Origin of the sequence: Rhizobium alarense (assembly GCF_021555155.1) — a bacterium.
In the GTDB taxonomy this organism is placed as follows: Bacteria; Pseudomonadota; Alphaproteobacteria; order Rhizobiales; family Rhizobiaceae; genus Rhizobium_D; species Rhizobium_D alarense.
Genome location: NZ_JAKGBU010000005.1, coordinates 12,855 through 29,967 on the forward strand (window position 1 = coordinate 12,855; position 17,113 = coordinate 29,967).

Genomic DNA, 17,113 nt, shown 5'->3' on the forward strand with positions numbered 1-17,113 from the left:
GCCAGGCCATCATGACAGCTCCTGCGATAATCGTGCAGAGGACCACGAATAGCAGCCAGCCGAGAAGGATCGTAGCTGCGATGGTCGATGGGAATTCAATTGACCCATGGAAAGGATTCGTGTCCGAGAACCATACGATCGTCGTCTATGGTGAAAATGCGGAGAATCTCAGCCTTCTAGTTGCGCTACTGAACACCAAGGCCGTGGACGAGCGCTACCGCGCTGTTTCTGGAACTGCCACCGTATCTGTGAAGCTTCTCCGCGAGCTCGATTTGCCAGTGCCTGAGGTGTTCCGCGACGCGTTGGCGAAATCCTTCGATGTAGAGGAGGCGGCTGTCATTGCCTACCAGCGTAGCGGTTGCTCGCGCCTTGCGGAGGCGTCGTGATGAAGGGAGACCGTTCCGACTTCAGGCGCGCTCCTGGAACCGCTCTTTCCGACCGACTTCGACAGCAGCAGGAGCAAGCACGGCGGAGATCGGAAATGGCGGCCGCGCAGTCCGCACGGACGTCCGCGCGGGTGACTGGCTCTCCAGACGTGGTAAACCAAAATACAGGCGCGAGGAATGCGGCCGCCTGGCTGTCTGCACTGTCGAAGGTGCCGTTGAAGATGGTGGGCCAGGAGAGGTCACCCCTTTCCACGGTCTATGAGCAGATTGTTCGGGCGGCGATCGAAGTCATGAACAGTGCTGAGCCCACCGTGGTGATGACGTGGCCAGCACGCGACGTGTGCCTCTCTGCGGTGACCTCATTACTGGCTTTGGCTGACGTCGCGGTCGCGCCGGAAACGTCGATCGAAAAGTTCGGAAGCCTACAGCCTTCATTCGAGCGTCCGGATGGGTTCAGGGCGCTCATTTATCCTTATGCCCGCACCAGCCACGAACTCGCTCGCGACATTCAGATCGACCGCGAGTATCTTCATCGGACTCATCTCGCGCACCTGACCCGCCATACGGTAGGCCACGACGGTGCTCCAGCGCTGAAGGACTACCACCAAATACTCAGCCGCGTGGGGACGTTGTCGGGCAAAGGAAAGGATGGAACTAGACATCCCGAGTTCGAACATCCGACTCTCGACGAGATACTGCCCCATGGAAGCTGCGACGGAAAATCTCATCCAAAAGGCACGCTTCTATGGAAGACGAGTTCTAGGACCGACCTCAAGCAGCATAACACAGTGCGGCGACTGGCTGACGATGGTACCGCCGCGGAATATTTCCTGTTCGGCGCCAAAAAAGGCGAAGAACTGCTGATCCGCAAAATCCAGGGCAAGCTGGATCTCGTGATATTCGATCTCACCCGCACAGGACGAAACCGTCTGGGCGAGGACTGGGCAAGCCGCGTAACCGCGACGTTGAAGGTCTTGAGAAAAACCCATCCGGAAGCCGGAATCCTTGTGGTCACCGAGGATCCGTGGACCTTCGACAAGTCCCGCTTCGAAGTATTCAATACGAACGAGGCGACGCGTAAGAGAAGGCCGCCGCCCACTCGATCCGCTACAGTGACGTCGTTGTCCTCGTCGATCCTCGTATCGAAGGAGCCAGACCCTTCCTGGGCAGGATGCAGGCGGGTCTCCGCGAAGGGATTTAATGGCCCTTGGAAACAGGTGACGGAGGATCTCCGGGCTATTTCTGGCAAGCTACGGCGGGCAGGGGACGCTTCGGGCGTCGCTGAAATCAATACCATCGTTGGAAAGCTTCGCAGAAACGCTTCGCTGCCAGGATCTCTTCGAGCTTTCAGCGACTACCTTTATGACGAGCATGGAAATGCTGCTGCCGTCGATGTGATCTCGGGGTACATGATTTCGGGGCAGGTGCATACCCTGATGCAGCCGTCGTCGGCAGCATATCAGATCGTCGGAACGGAATTGGAAGAGACACTGGGTTCTGCGGCGGCCTCAATGAAGGCGTTCGAAGAATCCACGCCAATGGCCTATATCCTTGAGGAGATCGTAGCCGGCCTGATCAATGCCTCATCGAAGGCACTGTTCATGTTTCCCAAGCAGACTCTCGCCGAATTCGCAGCCACCGAGTTAGCGCATCGCATTCCCTCGCTCCAGAGGCGGTTCGACAACGGCATGATCGTGTTTTCCGGCCCCGGGGGATTGAGTGATATTGCCACTAGGTCTTCGTCCGAGCGTAACAAGTTCAAGAAGATATTCCTTATAGCTCCGGCAAGGGACGGGGTGCTGACGTTCTTTTCCAGGCCGTGGCTTCCCGACGAAGCTGTTGTACTCGCCGATGGCGACACTCTCCGCTTCTCCGCACGCGATGCTCTGCGGCTGGCCGACCAGATTCGCGAGCAGGAGATTGCGGCGCGGCTGCGCAAATATGCCGCGGCGGCGGAGGCCGAAGTGAAAGGACTGGGCGATTTCACGATCGCGCCGACAGATACGCCGTCACTGCCCGAGGAGCTGTTCTTCCCCTCCGAATCGGTGATCGATCTCGCTGGCGCACAGGCCGACGGAGAGATCATCGAACTCACGATGGAGCGCGGTCAGAAGATCATCGCCCGTCCGGGAACCGGCCTCGTTCTGCGCGATCGATCCCACTTGCTCGAGACTTTTCGCCAGGTCGAGGCGAGGGACGTGGCGGAGCAGGACGAGATTTGCGTCATCAGTTCCGGTTTTATTGATCGGGCCAGACTTCTCCTGAGCGTTCCTGCGAACGCTGCAAGTACCATCCGGACGTATCATGAGATGGTTATCGATAAATTCTCAAGTTTGGGTGGGTACAGCGATTCCGACCGCTTGAGAACTCTCGTCAGCCGCATCGATGATCCCCAGGTGGATGTCAACCGCGTGCGTTATTGGACGCACATCGGTGATCAGTTGGACATTCCGATGGAGAAAGTGGTCTCTCATGCGCCCCAGAACTTCGAGACATTCCTTAAGTTCACCAACGCGCTCGGCATCGGGCAGAACCTTGCCAAGAGATTCTGGCAGTGGGGTGTCGTCGCGCAACGGAATAGCAAGGTAAAGGCCGGAATGGCGTTCCACGACGCCTATCGGAACATCCTTACGGATCCCCATGCAGCTTCTGCTTTCGTTCGCGACGAAGAACAGCGGGCGGCGATAAAGCGGCTGCGCCTCCTTGCAGACGAGCATGTCTCTCCCGTTCAATCCATCAGAAGGATCTAGGCATGGTACAGCCCAAGGATTCAGTTGAACTGTCCGGCATCGACGTCGAACTGAAGGAGGCCGTCTGCGATGCTCTGGTCAATATGGTCACCGGACGAGCCAGTGGCACCGACGAGGTAGGCCGAACGGTCCACGGCCGCTCGCCCCGCCGGTCGATTTTCTCTGGCCAGCTACTACCACGCCGATCAAGGGCAGATGAGGACGAGACTTCCGATATCAAGATCGCGGCCATCGGCTTCGACTTCAACATGCGTTCCGGATCGTCGGCAACATTGACGGCGATCCCACGATTCTCTGTCTACGTCCGGATCCTTCCAGAATGGGAGGAAATATCCAGCGACAGGTATGGCATCGAGATCGACTTCAAGCTGAACGGCGAGATCAAGGCGGCGATCGATGCGCAGATTAGAGAGCGTCGGACGGCCAACTACGAGAAGGAAGGCATCGCGCGGCCCAACTGGAAGGCCCTAGACTCGCAACAAGCTGCCGACATTCGGAAGCGTAGGCGCGAGATTCAAGACGACGTGCGGACGAGCGTGTACGCCGAGCACGGGATTACACTGAGGGGCGATGACATCAAGTCCTTCGATGATGAAAGATCCGAGGAGGAGCAATCTATCGACGTTCCTTCGGGCGAGGAAACCGGCGACGAGACCATAACAATTCCCACTCCGGCGATCGGACGTCTTATCACCGCCGGTAGAGCAGTCCCTGCGGAGCATCTGTCTCCTGCACCTATTCCAGGAAAATGGCGACGAGTGGATCTTGTGCTCCCGATCTGCACATGGTCCGCGTCGGCGACGGATGGCGAATTACATGCTGTGTGTGAGGAATTTTCCGTAGAATTGCGCCGTAGCGTGGCGACGCAGCTCGCAAACTGGCTGGAGAACGAAGGCGAGAGTATCGTATGGCGCGACAGAAACGTGCGTCCTGCGGATGCCCGAAGTGAAGGCGATTGGAATCGCTTCATCGCCGAGATCCGTCAACAACGAGCATCACCCGACACCCTTCCTGATTTCTCGGCGCTTGCATTCAGGATCGAACAGCAGCGTGATTTCATGGATCCTTCCCAGATATCGGTTCGTGTGACGCTGGACAATGGATCCGCAGAACTGAGTGCCCGGGATGCCGGCATCAAATGCAACGCGCTCTTCGGCACGGGCATCACGCTCCGGCTCCCGAAGGATGCCCATGTGCCGCTCCATCTCGACCGAGTGGAGCCGTCGTATCGCTTCCGAGATTTCCTGTTCTATCCCGCGATCGGGCTAAACTGCGGCATCGATAGCCACGATGAGGGAGAGGACGTGGTCATCGAGACGACCTGGGCGCCACGTTTTACCCAGCCCAGAATTGTGCCTCGCGGCATCGAGGTCGAATGCCGCTTCAGCGCTCTGGCGGAAGATCACGACGTTGCCAAGCTACTTGATCTCCCAAGGGAGTATCTGCAGTGGATCGCCGAACAAGAAACCTCGCTCGGTGGTGCCATTGCAGCGAGCCTGGCACCGGAGGATGCGCGCCGCGAGATAGCGCGCTTCGAGGAGGATCTGGCTGGGCAGAGGATCGAGGCGAAGCATATCGAGCGCGGGGTGAGGGTGCTCATTGAGGCCCGTGCCGCGGCCACGGCTCTTGCCGACACTCTTGTCGGTGCCGAGCGCGAAAGACTGCGCCGAAAGGCTGCGCCCTGGTTCGCATGGCGTATGACCAACGAATCCTTCGCCCGGCGTGACGCGAAGTATCCGAAGCGTGGCTGGCGTCTCTTCCAGCTCGCGTTCATCCTCGCCCATATCCCTACCTTCGCTTCCCGCATGAAGGAATATGCGGACGAGTTCGATGTCGAGCGTGACGAACAGGCCGCGAGCCTGCTCTACTTTCCGACCGGCGGCGGGAAGTCCGAGGCCTTCTACGGGGCACTGCTATTCGCCATCTTCCTCGACCGCCTCCGGGGCAAGGATCGAGGTGTCACTGCGATGATCCGATATCCGCTGCGCCTTCTAACCCTGCAGCAGGCGCAGCGCCTGCTTCGGCTGATCGCTAATGCCGAGCTGGTCAGAAAAAAGAAGAGTGTCGGGACATGGCCGATCGAGATCGGCTTCTGGGTCGGCTCGGCGAACACCCCGAACCGCTACAGCGCAATCAGGGCGGATCTGCCTGATCTGGGCGATCCCGCCAACGACGATCCCTTCGAAGAGGGTGTCGCCGGAGACAGCGATAGCGGAAGGCGAGCTCTGAGGTATCGCGAAGCCGTCGCTGCCTATAACAAAGTGCCCCGGTGCCCGTGCTGCGAAAAGCCGACGGGGCTGCGACGATTCAGATCGAAAGACGCAGCAGCGGAACGCGCTGCGATAGTCTGCTTCGATGCGAGTTGCCCCTGGAACGATGCCCACGGCATTGTGACACCGCTTCCTTTCCTTCTTACCGACGACACCATCTACCAGCGCGCTCCGGCGATTGTTCTCGGCACCGTCGACAAGCTGGCTATGCTCGGCCAGAACACCTCCACCATCACCAACGTCCTGGGAATGTTCGGCCTCGCAAGATGGAAGAGTCCCGAAGGCCACCTCAGTAGTCCAAGCGACATCCGCAAGCTCCAGGCGGGACCGGATGCCGCCGGCGCATCGGGCGTGTTCCCCGCATACCATGGCGGAACGCCAGTCTTTCACGACCCGTTCCCGTCGCTGATCATCCAGGACGAGGCGCATCTCCTGGAGGACAGCCTTGGAACCTTCAGCGGACTTTTCGACACCCTGCTCGAACAGACTTTCCGGACGATCGACGAGATTGCCGGGGATGACCTCCAAGTGTGCTGGTACTTGAATGCGGATGGAAAGAGGGTGCCCCGTCTCCCGAAGATGATCGCCGCAACGGCGACGATTAGCGATCCTGACAGGCAGCTCAAAACGCTCTATCAGCGGAAACCTCTACGCTTTCCTTACCCAGGACCCGACATCTATCGGTCGTTCTTCGCAGAGGCCGAGAGCGCGCCCTCCGGTAACGGCGACCGAGTTGCACTTTCGAGGTCGCTTCCGTCGCACCTCGTTCCCGAGGCGACGGCGCCATGGATGAGGCTCTACGTCTCGCTGATGACGAACGATGCCACGCACACGGTGACGACTGTAGGCGTGCTGAGTTCGTTCCATACGATAATCTCGCATCTGTGGGCGGCCCTGCTGGACCCCGGCAGAGCTGCCTCGGCGGTAGCGGAACTGCACAGGGCGATATCTCCCGGAGTTGCGGGCGACTGGCGACGCGCCGCAATCGACCGCGCCGTCAACGACGGACGGATCGATGAGATCATGGCATTGGTGGACCTGCATCGGATCGCGCTCTGCTACGTCACCAACAAGAAGGGTGGAGACCAGGTCATCGATGCGCTCCACTCGGCAGTAAGGCAGAAACATCACGCGTCCGGGCTGGAACACGATCGGTTCATCAGCCGTCTCATCTCCGGCGGTGTCGACATGCAGGAGATCCAGCGGGTCATGAAGCAGGCGGAAACGCCGTTCGAGGCTGGGTATCCCAATGTGGGCGAGACGTTGCGGAGCATCGTCGCCACATCCGCGATCAGTCACGGCGTCGATGTCGACCGCTTCAACAGCATGTTCTTCGCGGGACTCCCCTCCGATATCGCGGAATACATTCAGGCATCGAGCCGTGTCGGACGAACGCATGTGGGATTCGTCATGCTGCTTCCCACACCTCAAAGCCGCCGCGACCGGTACGTGGTGGAGACGCACGACATATTTCATCGCTTCCTTGAGCGGATGATCGCTCCGCCCGCGGTGGAGCGCTGGGCTGAAAATGCGATAAGGCGCGTCCAGGCATCCTACGTGCAGGCATGGGCTATGCTCAACGATGCCAGCGAATTCGTACGGCTGGATGACAGCAAGAAGGCCGACCTCAAGACCTTCGATTCGACGAAGTTGCTGTCCACCCAGGCCAGCAAAGACATTGTCGGTTTCTCCAATGATCTCGCCAGCTTCATGCTTTCGTCCATGGGCGTTGCAGGGCGGGATGGCTCTGGATTCGGGAAGCCTCCATATCCTGATTTCTACCGGGATGGCGCAATGAATGCTGCCCATGAGTTCGGGAAGGCTATGAGGTCGTTCCTAGTCGCTGCCCAGTTGAAGGACTACTGGGGGGACTACGATGCAGTGTTCAAGAAGCCCATGACCTCGCTTCGAGACGTCGACGAAGCAGGTGTCATCACCGCATCGGTGATCGATCCGGGAACGACGGATCAACGTTCGGTGAGAGCGGAGGATGTCGCGGCGGTGATGAAGGCGATCCGCGGGCAGCGAGGCGATACGGCCGAAACGGATGCCGACGTAATGGGAGAGGCGTGACATGTCCGGAAAGACGAAGACGTTAGACATGGGGAGTGGCCGCAGGAGCTATACCCAGACAATGGATGCCGATGAGAGGAAAGTGGAGCCTCCCAAGATGCTCCGTTCGCGCGCGCAGATAGCGACTTCGTATGCTCCTGGCGTACTGATGACCTGGGAGGGAGGAAAGGGTATCTGCAAGGCGGTCCCGTATCTCAGCGAGTTCAGTCCGCGCCTGTCTACCAACGTGGCCCACACTATCTTCGAAGGGATCAATGAGTTCGCCGCGAACTGGATCAAGCGGGTGCAGGACGCATGTCCGACTGCTCCCGCCGAATTCGCTCTTGACGACGCATTCTATGACGCCATGGTCCAGACCGTCCGCATCAATCACACGGATTTCACCCTCAATAAACCGGATGTTGTCGGATATCTGCCATATCCTCTCCTCTACCAGTGCGGCGAGTGTGGCAGCGTCCGGGAGTTCGCCAGCGTTTCCGATCAGGCGGCCCGAAAGCTTCCCAAGAAATGCAACGGCCATGACGCGCGGTGGACGCAGGTCGATGTGGTCTATGTCCATTGGTACGGTACCCTCGAGCCGCTTAGCCCGTTCAACTACACCTTCGACGACAGCGCGCAGGAAATCAGGCACCTGCGAAGCTGCACCTGCGGTTGGCAGCAGTTCAAGCTCAAGAACAAGGCTCCAGTGTTTTCCGAGTGGCGATATGTCTGCGAAGGCTGCGGAGAGTCACGGGAGCTGAAGAAGGCCGAGCCGCGTGTACTCTTGAAGCTCTCCTTGGATCAACAAAAACCCGATGCCCAGCAATTCGAGTGGATACAGGTGAACATGCTTCCCGTTTCCTACCGGGCAAGCAGTGCGTTTTATCCGCAGCGGGGTAGCTTCATCGAGCTGCGCGAGACCACGGTCGTCCAGTTGATGAGCCCGGAGAGGCGCGAGGATCTGCTGCGGAAGTTGGCGGAAATCCATTCAATACCCTACGACGATCCTTCGGATGAGGAGATCGAGACGGCTCTTGCGCGGAATGGGAGGACGGACGAATGGGAGGAGTTCGTTATGTTCCGCAAGATCGTGCAGCAGCGTCTTCAGAGAGGGGAGGACGCCTCGGCGCCAGTGGCGGAGATGCGCAGACTCCGCGAAAGATGGTTCGCAGAGGAGATAGTGGCCCGCGGCGCACTGAAAAGCGAAGCGATCGCCAGGCGTGTCGATCTGCGGGCGGATTGGGCGAGAAAGTTCGACCCAATTCGACTGACTGCCGAGCACGCGGCGTTCATCGACGAGCACATCAGGGAGGGGATATCCAATCACACCGCTGTCGACGTGATGAAGCCAGACTTGACCCTAAGCGAGCACGCGGGCGTCGCCGACGAGATGGAGAGATACCGGAAAGAGGTCGGTGCCGTCCTCGGGAAGACTGGCATCGCGCAGATGGTTCTCCTGCGTGGCCTTCCCATCTGTGAATACAGTTTCGGCTTCACCCGGGTCTCCTCCACGCCTGTCTATGAACGCGAGTATCAGAACCGCCAAGTCGCCATGCCGGTTCGCCTTGTTGCCTTCGACAGGATGAAGAACGGTAAACGCCCCATCTACGTGACCCAGCAGAAGAACGAGGCCCTCTACATCAAGCTGGATGAGGCCCGCGTGCGTCGTTGGCTGCTGAAAAATGGGATCATCGATATGCCGCCCGACGATGTCGGTCTCGGACAAGGCTATCTCGAACGATATCAAGATTTCGGTCAATTCCTCGACAGGTACAAGGACAAGGAGCGGCAGGGGATGCCCCGCGAACTGGCCCCGTTCGTGTACATGCTGCTGCATTCGTTCTCGCATCAGCTCATCCACTCGCTGGCCGACGCCTCCGGGCTCGACCGCGATGGCATCGGGGAATACATCTTCCCCGCCGATCTTGCGTTCACCATCTATCGAAAGGGCATGACCCCCGATCTCGGAAACATTTCGGCGATGTGGCGCAACCATGCCATGGACTTCCTGCGCAGATCGATCGATCCGAGAATGCTGCGATGCGGGTCAGGAAGTCTTTGCGACAGCCGCGGCGGAGCATGCCCTGCATGCATTATGGTCAGCGAGGTGTCTTGCGGCGCTTCCAATCTGCTGCTGTCGAGATCGGTTCTGAAGGGCGGCCCGGCTCCGGAATGGGAACTGGCGAACTCCCCGGACATCATCGGGTATTTCGATAGGGGGCTTGACCAATGAGAGCGAGGGAATCCCTGGCGCAGCAGGCAAAGGCGCGGTTCGTAGTCACCATGCCGCCGTCGCCGAGCCGCCTCGAGAGCGTCCTTGTGTCGACGCCAGCAGCCCGGCTTCTGACGCTGACGGACACTGCGGACGCGTTCCGACATCTGGCTGTAAAGGCGAGGGACCGGCTGATTGTGATGACACCCTATCTCGATGCCGTCGGCAGCGCCTGGATCTTGGACATGTTCGAGCACACTTCCGCGCCAGAGCGGATCCTCATCGTGCAGTCGGCAGAGCAGCTAGCGCGGCCAGGCATCGATATCCAGCAACTCCGCGAACGCGCGACACGCATCTGCTGCTACGGCGGCGGAGAGACCGACGAGACCTTCCATGCGAAGATGGTGTTGGCGGACGGAAGCCACGCCTATGTCGGATCCGCGAACTTCCTCTCGCGGTCGAAGATGGCGAATCTCGAATGCGGTCTCATGGTGGAGGGCCCTGTGGTCACGTCGATCGCGACGCTGATGGAGGCAGTCCTGGAAACGTTCGATCTGGACTGATCGACCTATAGCCAGCGAAGGAGACCTTTCTTGAACATGCTTTTACACCGTTGCGCCGGCCGCGTGGAGACGCACAATGTGCTAAACAGCATCGAGGCGAACGCATGCAAAAAGTAATTTCGGTATTCAATGATCTTTTTTCTGGAACTTCCACGAACGGCTTCACAACGTTCTTAAATGATCCTTGGACGGCCCATGCGATGTTCAATGTGATTGTTGTCTTCTTTTTGGCAGTATTGATCTCGATTGGGCGTTCCGTTGAGATAAACAATCTGGTCCTGATCCATCAGAACTATAGGTGGGGCACCCGAACGATTACCGTTTGGTTGATGCTGATATTCGCCTTTGTGGTCGCTGGCGGAGTGTTTGTTTTATTGGTTGAGTTCACAGAGAATTCCACAAGGGTTGCAAACGATTCCTTCGCTGGATTGAGCCATTCTGCGAGCGTCCTGTTTGTCGCTGTGGTGGTTTTCAGAAAGGCATCCGTCAACGGCGATCTTCGTGATGGTTTGGCCAGGTTTCTCGCCTCCAGAACGCCTATTTCAATCACCCGTGCCTAGCTTCGTGCTGGCCAATCTGAAGGGATCAGCTTCTCGCCCGTCTCTGGGGTCCAGCGCCCCTTTACCGCCGCGACGTAGTCTGCATCCTCATGTAGGTACGCGTGCTCGATAAGGATGACCTGGAGTCCGGCTCGACGCGCGGTCTCTTCGAATAGAAAGCGTACGATGCGCTGCATCGCCTGACGGTCGCTGTCCGAAGCCATGTCCTTCAGGAGCTTTTCGCCGCCGCCCTCGGGATAGTAGGGTCGGCTGATCTGGTCGATGACGAGCACACCAGGAACCGGGGCTTTGATCGTCTCGAACAGCTTCTGCAATGCGAACGCCAGCGACAGGTGGATGGCGAGATAATTTTGATCCGAACCGATCTCCGCCAGCGCAAGAACCGAACGCTGCTGCGGTTCAATCAAAGACAAGTTCGGCGTCGCGCTGAACACCGCGCGCGCGCCTGTCGCGGGAACCTCCGTCGGCAAGTCAGCCAGCATCTCAGTGGTGAAGTTGCTGACCAGACTTTCCGCATCCCTCAGGCGTTCACGCTTCGCGTCTGGATCCACCTTGTCGCGGAGCTGGGCGATCTCGGCCTCCAGCGCGGTGATGTTCGTCGTCGGAACGGCATAGTCCTGCGCCGTCGTTTCAAGGAACTCGTCGATGCGTCCAACTATTCGAGCCCTTTCCTCCAGTAGCGATCCGGATCGAACAGAGTCCTCGAATTGACTGAGAAGATCCGCAATCTGCACCTCGACCTCCCGAAGTCGACCCGACTTCGACAGGATGGCGGCTTCTACCTGCCCGGACTGATCAGCGAGGCGGGGACGCGTCACGTCCACTGACAGCACCTCTTCGGCAACGATGGAAAGAGACTTGCGGATCTGTTCCGCCATCGCGCGGCCTGCAAGGTTCTCGGCCTCGCATACAGGGCACTTTCCATCTTCCAGGCTCAAGTGCTGAATCAGGTTCAACTTGTGCGCCTGGCCTGAAACCGCGGTCTCGTATCCGGCTGCATCTTGCAGTGTTCGCTTGAGGGCCCGGCGCTTCTCACGCAGATTCTGAAGATCGATAACGAGCTGCTGCCGCTCGTCTTCCAACAGTTCGAGTTCGCCCCCTGCCGTCTCGATGCCCGTTTGAGTATTGTTGGAGACGTTCCTCAACTGACGGATAAGGAATTCGTCAGATGCATCCGGGGATGGGCTGCTTGTCAGACCGACCCCCGCGGCCCGGCTCAGTAGAGCCATTGACCGCTGGGTCAGCAGTCCTTGACTGCGTTCAAGAGCCTTCGCCTGCCTCTCGATCCTGCCGAGCGCGGCTTCCAACTGGCGAAGCCTGCGAGCTGCCAGGACACTCTCCTGATTAACTGCGCCAAGGAAATACGGCATCGTCGCTTTTATATCTCTAACCTTTTCCGGCCGGTTCATGTCATGAAGCAACGTTGTCTTGCTGATGATTACGTCGCCAGACAAGAACAGATACGGTGTCACGTCGCGAACGGTGGCGCGCCCCTGTTCGGCCTTGCCTTGAGCAGAGGGATCATCGGTGCCAGCAATCCCGAAACAGCGTTCGATCATCTCGCGCGCGGCGTCGCGCGTGGTCGGTCCTTCCAATCCATCCTCGGTCTGAGGGAGTGAGAGGTTTCTCCCCGTCCGGACGAACATCCTGCTGGTGCCGCTCCCCGCTTTTGGAATCTTTCTGCCGACGATCAAATGGCTCTCGCCAAGGGCCCAATGAATGGCCACGGCTTCCGCATGACCGCGAACGAAAAAAGGAAGATCGCACTTCGAGGATCCAAGGCAGTAGTCGATCGCCTCGATGATCGCAGACTTGCCCGTACCAGATGCGCCAGTGATCACGTTGACCTTGTCCGGATCGAACCCGATCAGCCGCCGCCTTCCTTCCACCCCGTAGAAGGCGATTCCGAGTATGTTCCAACGATTCAAGGTACGACTCCAAATGCTGAGAAAACCGACGCGGCCGATCCCGCCTTGCCCATCCAGGTGCCGAGCCTCTGCGCTCGACGAATAGCGCTCTTAACTTCTTCAGGAAGGTGATCGGCCTTCGTCATAGACGGAACAGCAGAGCCCATGGTGAGTGTGCCGTCATCGTTGAGTGCCAGCGCACGCGACGTCACGCCAAACCTGACGGCCGATGAGACGATCTGCTTGGATGCGTCGAGGCGGTTGCCGAGCTCGATACGCACATCCGGGTATCTGTTCAGCCACGCGAGCAGCCCGGTCGCCGCGTTCGTCGCCGAGAAGCTCGGCTCCATATCCTGAGACAGCGCGATAGGAAGGGCGAGGTACAACAGGGCGAGGGCAGGGGGCGTTTCGGAGGCCGTGACGTGCGACCTGCAGAAACCGAGGACCAAGAACGTGCCGAAGGCGGGATTCGCCTCGGCGAAAAGGTCATGTGCAATAGTCATTCATCAAAACCCAGCAGCTTCCGATATTCGGGATGCCAACCGACTCGACCACCAATTGAAAGAATCTGATAGGATCCTCTGACATAGCTGGGTCTGGTCACGCCCGGATCAATGGCGTTGACCGCGTTCGGAGCATCATAGTGACTCCATATCAAGAGCTTGTGGCCCATCTCCTTCTTGACCGCATCTGGCTGCGCACCGCAATCAGAACATATATCGAGGTGGCGGTCCGACCATTCCTCCGCCAGATGATCATCGTGGCGAGCGATGAGTTCCCGCCTGGAAGGATTCTCATTGGACCACCGAGACCGGTTCTCACGTGCCCGCCACTCCTCGCGCACAGCCCGGCCGACCTCTGCATCGGTGCCATCAACTAGCGCGATCTGCTGGTGCAACATAGGGTGGGATTGATAGGAGTTCGGAGGTATTTCCGCAGAGAAATTGTCGATCAGCTTGTCGAGAGTTACGTCGGCCACGATCTCCATGTGCTTCGAGACGAGCTCGAAACGGTGGATTGCCTTGTCACGCTTACCTGCCATCGCAAGCAATATCTGGCGGTTCCACCATTCGACGAGGTGCTGCGCGACCTTTTCGCGCTTGCCACTGACTACCCCGGTTAAACTCCTTGCAAGGTCGCCCTCGATTTCCGAAATGTTCTTCTGTCCAGACTTTATTCGCGCCCTGGAAAGCAGTGCTTCCTGCTGGGTCTGGCCGAGATTCAAGAAGGCCTCGCAAGCGGCGGCGCGTGGTTCGTGCGGCAGGGATTTCTTCTCCGCCGCTTTGGCATCAGCTCTTTCCTGGAGAACCCTTTTCGCCTCTCCCTGAAGAGCAATCAGAAGGACGTCTCTACTTTCACCATCGGTGAGTAGCGCCTTGAGCGGAGATTCGGCTGAGATTTCCGCGACCGTGACAAGGTGCAGCCATGTCTGGCTCAAATTCAATTGCGAAAGGACGTCGATCCAGGCCTTCAGAGTCTTCCAAAGCTTGACACTCGTTATGGTTATCGCCGCCGGCTTTGCGGCCATCGAATGCTTGAGTTGCTCCAGGATCGTCATGCCGTTCACCTCAAGAACGACGTCATCGAGCGTTTCAAGGTAGACGACGGCGTCGTCATCGGTTTCGCGCCAGAGCAATAGAAGCGCGTACTGGCCTTGGTACAGGAATCCTAGAGCAGCGTCGTCTGCGCTATGCTGGTTTTTCGTATTCAATCGCGCCCCTCAGGGAAGAAGGAAATGAAAGCGTTCGGGCAACTCAATAGTGATCTGCAGTACTCGCATGCAAAGGATTCGTTCGGTCAAATGTTTGTATATTTTCGAAGAAGACTTTGCTCAAGTCGCAACCTACGCGATATTCACGTTATCCAAGTCGCGGATAGCAGATCAGGCGGATAGGGGAGGGTAAACACACCAGCGAGGCGATCATGCGCTTTTTGCGTGTCGCATTTGACTTCCTCGCCAACAAGCTTCTCGATAGCGTGCTCGCAGCGAGAAAGTGGGAGATTCGGCATGGATGATGTTGCGCGGCAGCAGCAAGAGTACCAGGTGCGTTTAAACAGGATCTGGACTGAAGCGATCAAGTCAGCATTCGGCGACACGCCTCCAGCCTCGACGAGCTGGCAGGATCCGTATGAGTGTTGGCAGGTCCTTGAGCACTTCATGCTCGGGAACTATTCCTTCCTGCCTCCAAACGGACATCTCCCGCTCCGTGGTGTCCATGTCCACGAGGACGGGAAACGACTGCTTTTTGACCTGAGCGAAAGTGGTTTCCTTGAGGCATCGCCGGCGCTACTGCACTTCGAATACATTGCAGAGGCTCCGATCGAATCCTTCTTCCTTCTGGATTTGAAGGCAATGCGCTCGTCCGAAGTGTATGAGAACGCCGAGATCGATGAGCAGGTCGTTCGGATCGACGGCGAAGATTACGAATATGGCTTGTGGGAACACGGTGTCTGGCATTTCGATGAGGAAGGAAATGAAGTTCCTGTCCCGGAAGACGCGAAAACTGTTCTCCGTCTCCTTTCCGGAAAAGTGCTGATAGTATCTCAGGGAAGCATGTGGAACCACACCAACGAAACCTGGGACGGTCGCCACACTCGGATGTCCGCGTCTGACATCCGGACGATAATCGAGCGTAGCCTGCCAGCGTCCTCATCCAGCTCCTGAATCTTGGTGGTGTCAGTCTCGCACTAGCCGCAGCCACCGCGACAGATGCCGCGAGGATCGCCCGCAGGACTGAGCAATCGCCTTCATGCGCGAGCTATTTCTCGTGCTCCGCGTCGTCGATCAGAAACAAACTGTAGATGCCGACCACTTTCTCTGCCGCTTTTTCATGGGTGGCGGAGCCGTGGGATAATCCGTCTCGGTTCACGGACATGGGGTGCCAGTTCACGGATATGGGGTATTCATCATGGAATGGCGCACCCGACAGGATTCGAACCTGTGACCTTTGGAATCGGAATCCAACACTCTATCCAGCTGAGCTACGGGTGCATCCGTGTCGCCCGGACGGGGCCGGGTCAACTGGTTCGCGGTTCATAACAAAGGACGGCCGCGGGTTCAATGGTGTAGCGGCGGTTGCCGGCAAGGAAATTGTGCGGCGCGCCTCGGGAGAGCGACGATGCCGCGCCCAAGGGACGGGCGCGGCATTTGTTCGACAGGGGGTGCCGCCGGCTCAGGCGACCTGCATGGCGCCCGGCCCGGGGATCGCCTTTTCCGGCACCTTGCCGAGGATGATCATGCCGAGCACCTCGTCCTTGGTCACGTCCTCGGTGCGGGCGTGGCCGACGACCTGGCCGTTCTTCATCACCGAGACGCGGTCGGCGAGGTCGAAGACGTCGTGGATGTCGTGGCTGATCAGGAAGATGCCGATGCCTTCGCGCTTCAGCTGCTTGATCAGTTCGCCGACCTGCGCCGTCTCCTGCGGCCCGAGTGCCGCCGTCGGCTCGTCCATGATCAGGATGCGGGCGTTGAAGAGGATGGCGCGGGCGATCGCCACCGATTGCCGCTGGCCGCCCGACAGCGCCTTCACCGGCTCCTTGAAGCGCTGGAAGTTCGGGTTGAGCCGCCCCATCACCTCGCGCGCCTTGGCCTCCATCGCCACGTCGTCGAGCGTGCCCCAGGGCGTGCGCAACTCGCGGCCGAGATAGAGGTTGGCGGCGGCGTCGACATTGTCGGCGACGGCGAGCGTCTGGTAGATCGTCTCGATGCCGTATTTCTTGGCGTCGCGCGGGTTGTTGATGTCGGCCGGCTCGCCGTTGATCAGGATCTCGCCGCGGTCGCGCCTGTAGGCGCCGGAGAGGATCTTGATCAGCGTCGACTTGCCGGCGCCGTTGTGGCCGAGAAGCGCCACGACCTCGCCGGGATAGAGGTCGACCGAGGCGTCGTCCACGGCATGGATGCCGCCGAAGGAGATGGAAATGTTCTTCATTTCCACGAGCGGAGTGCGTTGATCCGTCATTGTTCCAACTCCTCTTACTTGGCCCTGGAGCGATAGACCGTGTCGAGCCAGACGGCGACGACGAGGACCATGCCGACCACGATTCTCTGGAAGGGCGTGTCGATGCCGAGCAGCACCATGCCCGACTGCAGCGACTGCATGACGAGGGCGCCGAGCATGGCGCCGGCGATCGTGCCCATGCCGCCGGCAAGCGAGGTGCCGCCGATGACGGCCGCCGCGATCGTGTAGAGCTCGTCGAGCTCCCCCTGGGCATTGGTGGCGGCATTGAGGCGGGCGGTCGAGATCGCCGCGGCAATGGCGCAGAGCGCACCCATCAGCGCGAAGATCTTGACGGTCACCCAGCGGGTCTTGATGCCGGCGAGTTCGGCCGCTTCCGGGTTGCCGCCAAGCGCGAAGACGTAGCGGCCGAAGCGCAGCCGCGTCGAGATGAAGGTCATGACGATGCCGACGCCGA

At 58.9% G+C, this 17,113-nt stretch carries 11 protein-coding genes, 1 tRNA gene and 1 pseudogene; 7 read left to right on the forward strand and 6 right to left on the reverse strand.

The window, feature by feature from the left end; translation table 11 throughout:
• The 6 genes and pseudogenes from LXM94_RS02605 to LXM94_RS02630 form a co-directional block, all read left to right on the forward strand.
• A pseudogene (locus LXM94_RS02605) lies at nt 1–386 on the forward strand (SAM-dependent methyltransferase); the annotation flags it as partial.
• A 95-nt stretch (nt 387–481) separates the two neighbouring features.
• Nucleotides 482–3,136 carry a hypothetical protein gene (locus LXM94_RS02610; protein WP_235769592.1) on the forward strand — a complete coding sequence of 885 codons (2,655 nt, stop codon included), beginning with the start codon at nt 482–484 and terminating at the stop codon, nt 3,134–3,136.
• Between the two features lie 2 nt (nt 3,137–3,138).
• Complete coding sequence (locus tag LXM94_RS02615) at nt 3,139–7,479, forward strand: DEAD/DEAH box helicase (RefSeq protein WP_235769593.1); 4,341 nt, start codon at nt 3,139–3,141, stop codon at nt 7,477–7,479.
• 1 nt (nt 7,480) lies between these two features.
• On the forward strand, nt 7,481–9,691 hold the full coding sequence (locus LXM94_RS02620; RefSeq protein WP_235769594.1) for a hypothetical protein: 2,211 nt from the start codon (nt 7,481–7,483) through the stop codon (nt 9,689–9,691).
• A 50-nt stretch (nt 9,692–9,741) separates the two neighbouring features.
• The gene (locus LXM94_RS02625) at nt 9,742–10,233 is read left to right on the forward strand and encodes a phospholipase D-like domain-containing protein (protein ID WP_235769595.1); all 492 of its coding nucleotides are present in this window, start codon (nt 9,742–9,744) and stop codon (nt 10,231–10,233) included.
• 104 nt (nt 10,234–10,337) lie between these two features.
• Complete coding sequence (locus LXM94_RS02630; RefSeq protein WP_235769596.1) at nt 10,338–10,793, forward strand: hypothetical protein; 456 nt, start codon at nt 10,338–10,340, stop codon at nt 10,791–10,793.
• Here LXM94_RS02630 and LXM94_RS02635 read toward each other — a convergent pair.
• The 3 genes from LXM94_RS02635 to LXM94_RS02645 are packed head-to-tail and all read right to left on the reverse strand — an operon-like array spanning nt 10,790 to nt 14,411.
• Nucleotides 10,790–12,721 (reverse strand): DUF3732 domain-containing protein, encoded by a 1,932-nt coding sequence (locus tag LXM94_RS02635; RefSeq protein WP_235769597.1) that lies wholly within the window; start codon nt 12,719–12,721, stop codon nt 10,790–10,792. The two genes, LXM94_RS02630 and LXM94_RS02635, sit on opposite strands and share 4 nt — an antisense overlap.
• The gene (locus tag LXM94_RS02640) at nt 12,718–13,203 is read right to left on the reverse strand and encodes a three component ABC system middle component (RefSeq protein WP_235769598.1); all 486 of its coding nucleotides are present in this window, start codon (nt 13,201–13,203) and stop codon (nt 12,718–12,720) included. Before LXM94_RS02640 ends, LXM94_RS02635 begins: the two co-directional genes overlap by 4 nt.
• Nucleotides 13,200–14,411 carry an ABC-three component system protein gene (locus tag LXM94_RS02645; RefSeq protein ID WP_235769599.1) on the reverse strand — a complete coding sequence of 404 codons (1,212 nt, stop codon included), beginning with the start codon at nt 14,409–14,411 and terminating at the stop codon, nt 13,200–13,202. Before LXM94_RS02645 ends, LXM94_RS02640 begins: the two co-directional genes overlap by 4 nt.
• Before the next feature lie 297 nt (nt 14,412–14,708).
• On the opposite strand from LXM94_RS02645, the gene LXM94_RS02650 reads away from it, so the two are divergent.
• Complete coding sequence (locus tag LXM94_RS02650; RefSeq protein ID WP_235769600.1) at nt 14,709–15,365, forward strand: hypothetical protein; 657 nt, start codon at nt 14,709–14,711, stop codon at nt 15,363–15,365.
• A 250-nt stretch (nt 15,366–15,615) separates the two neighbouring features.
• Here LXM94_RS02650 and LXM94_RS02655 read toward each other — a convergent pair.
• The 3 genes from LXM94_RS02655 to LXM94_RS02665 form a co-directional block, all read right to left on the reverse strand.
• Nucleotides 15,616–15,692, reverse strand: a tRNA-Arg gene (locus LXM94_RS02655).
• Between the two features lie 181 nt (nt 15,693–15,873).
• The gene (locus LXM94_RS02660) at nt 15,874–16,659 is read right to left on the reverse strand and encodes an ATP-binding cassette domain-containing protein (protein WP_235769601.1); all 786 of its coding nucleotides are present in this window, start codon (nt 16,657–16,659) and stop codon (nt 15,874–15,876) included.
• Between the two features lie 14 nt (nt 16,660–16,673).
• The coding region (locus tag LXM94_RS02665) for an ABC transporter permease subunit (RefSeq protein WP_408015575.1) at nt 16,674–17,113 on the reverse strand (440 nt) is incomplete at its 5' end.

Coding starts and splice junctions, on each gene's coding strand:
- LXM94_RS02610 (WP_235769592.1), top strand. CDS start 482: ATGGCGGCCGCGCAGTCCGCACGGACGTCCGCGCGGGTGACTGGCTCT.
- LXM94_RS02615 (WP_235769593.1), top strand. CDS start 3,139: ATGGTACAGCCCAAGGATTCAGTTGAACTGTCCGGCATCGACGTCGAA.
- LXM94_RS02620 (WP_235769594.1), top strand. CDS start 7,481: ATGTCCGGAAAGACGAAGACGTTAGACATGGGGAGTGGCCGCAGGAGC.
- LXM94_RS02625 (WP_235769595.1), top strand. CDS start 9,742: ATGCCGCCGTCGCCGAGCCGCCTCGAGAGCGTCCTTGTGTCGACGCCA.
- LXM94_RS02630 (WP_235769596.1), top strand. CDS start 10,338: ATGCAAAAAGTAATTTCGGTATTCAATGATCTTTTTTCTGGAACTTCC.
- LXM94_RS02640 (WP_235769598.1), bottom strand. CDS start 13,203: ATGACTATTGCACATGACCTTTTCGCCGAGGCGAATCCCGCCTTCGGC.
- LXM94_RS02650 (WP_235769600.1), top strand. CDS start 14,709: ATGGATGATGTTGCGCGGCAGCAGCAAGAGTACCAGGTGCGTTTAAAC.
- LXM94_RS02660 (WP_235769601.1), bottom strand. CDS start 16,659: ATGACGGATCAACGCACTCCGCTCGTGGAAATGAAGAACATTTCCATC.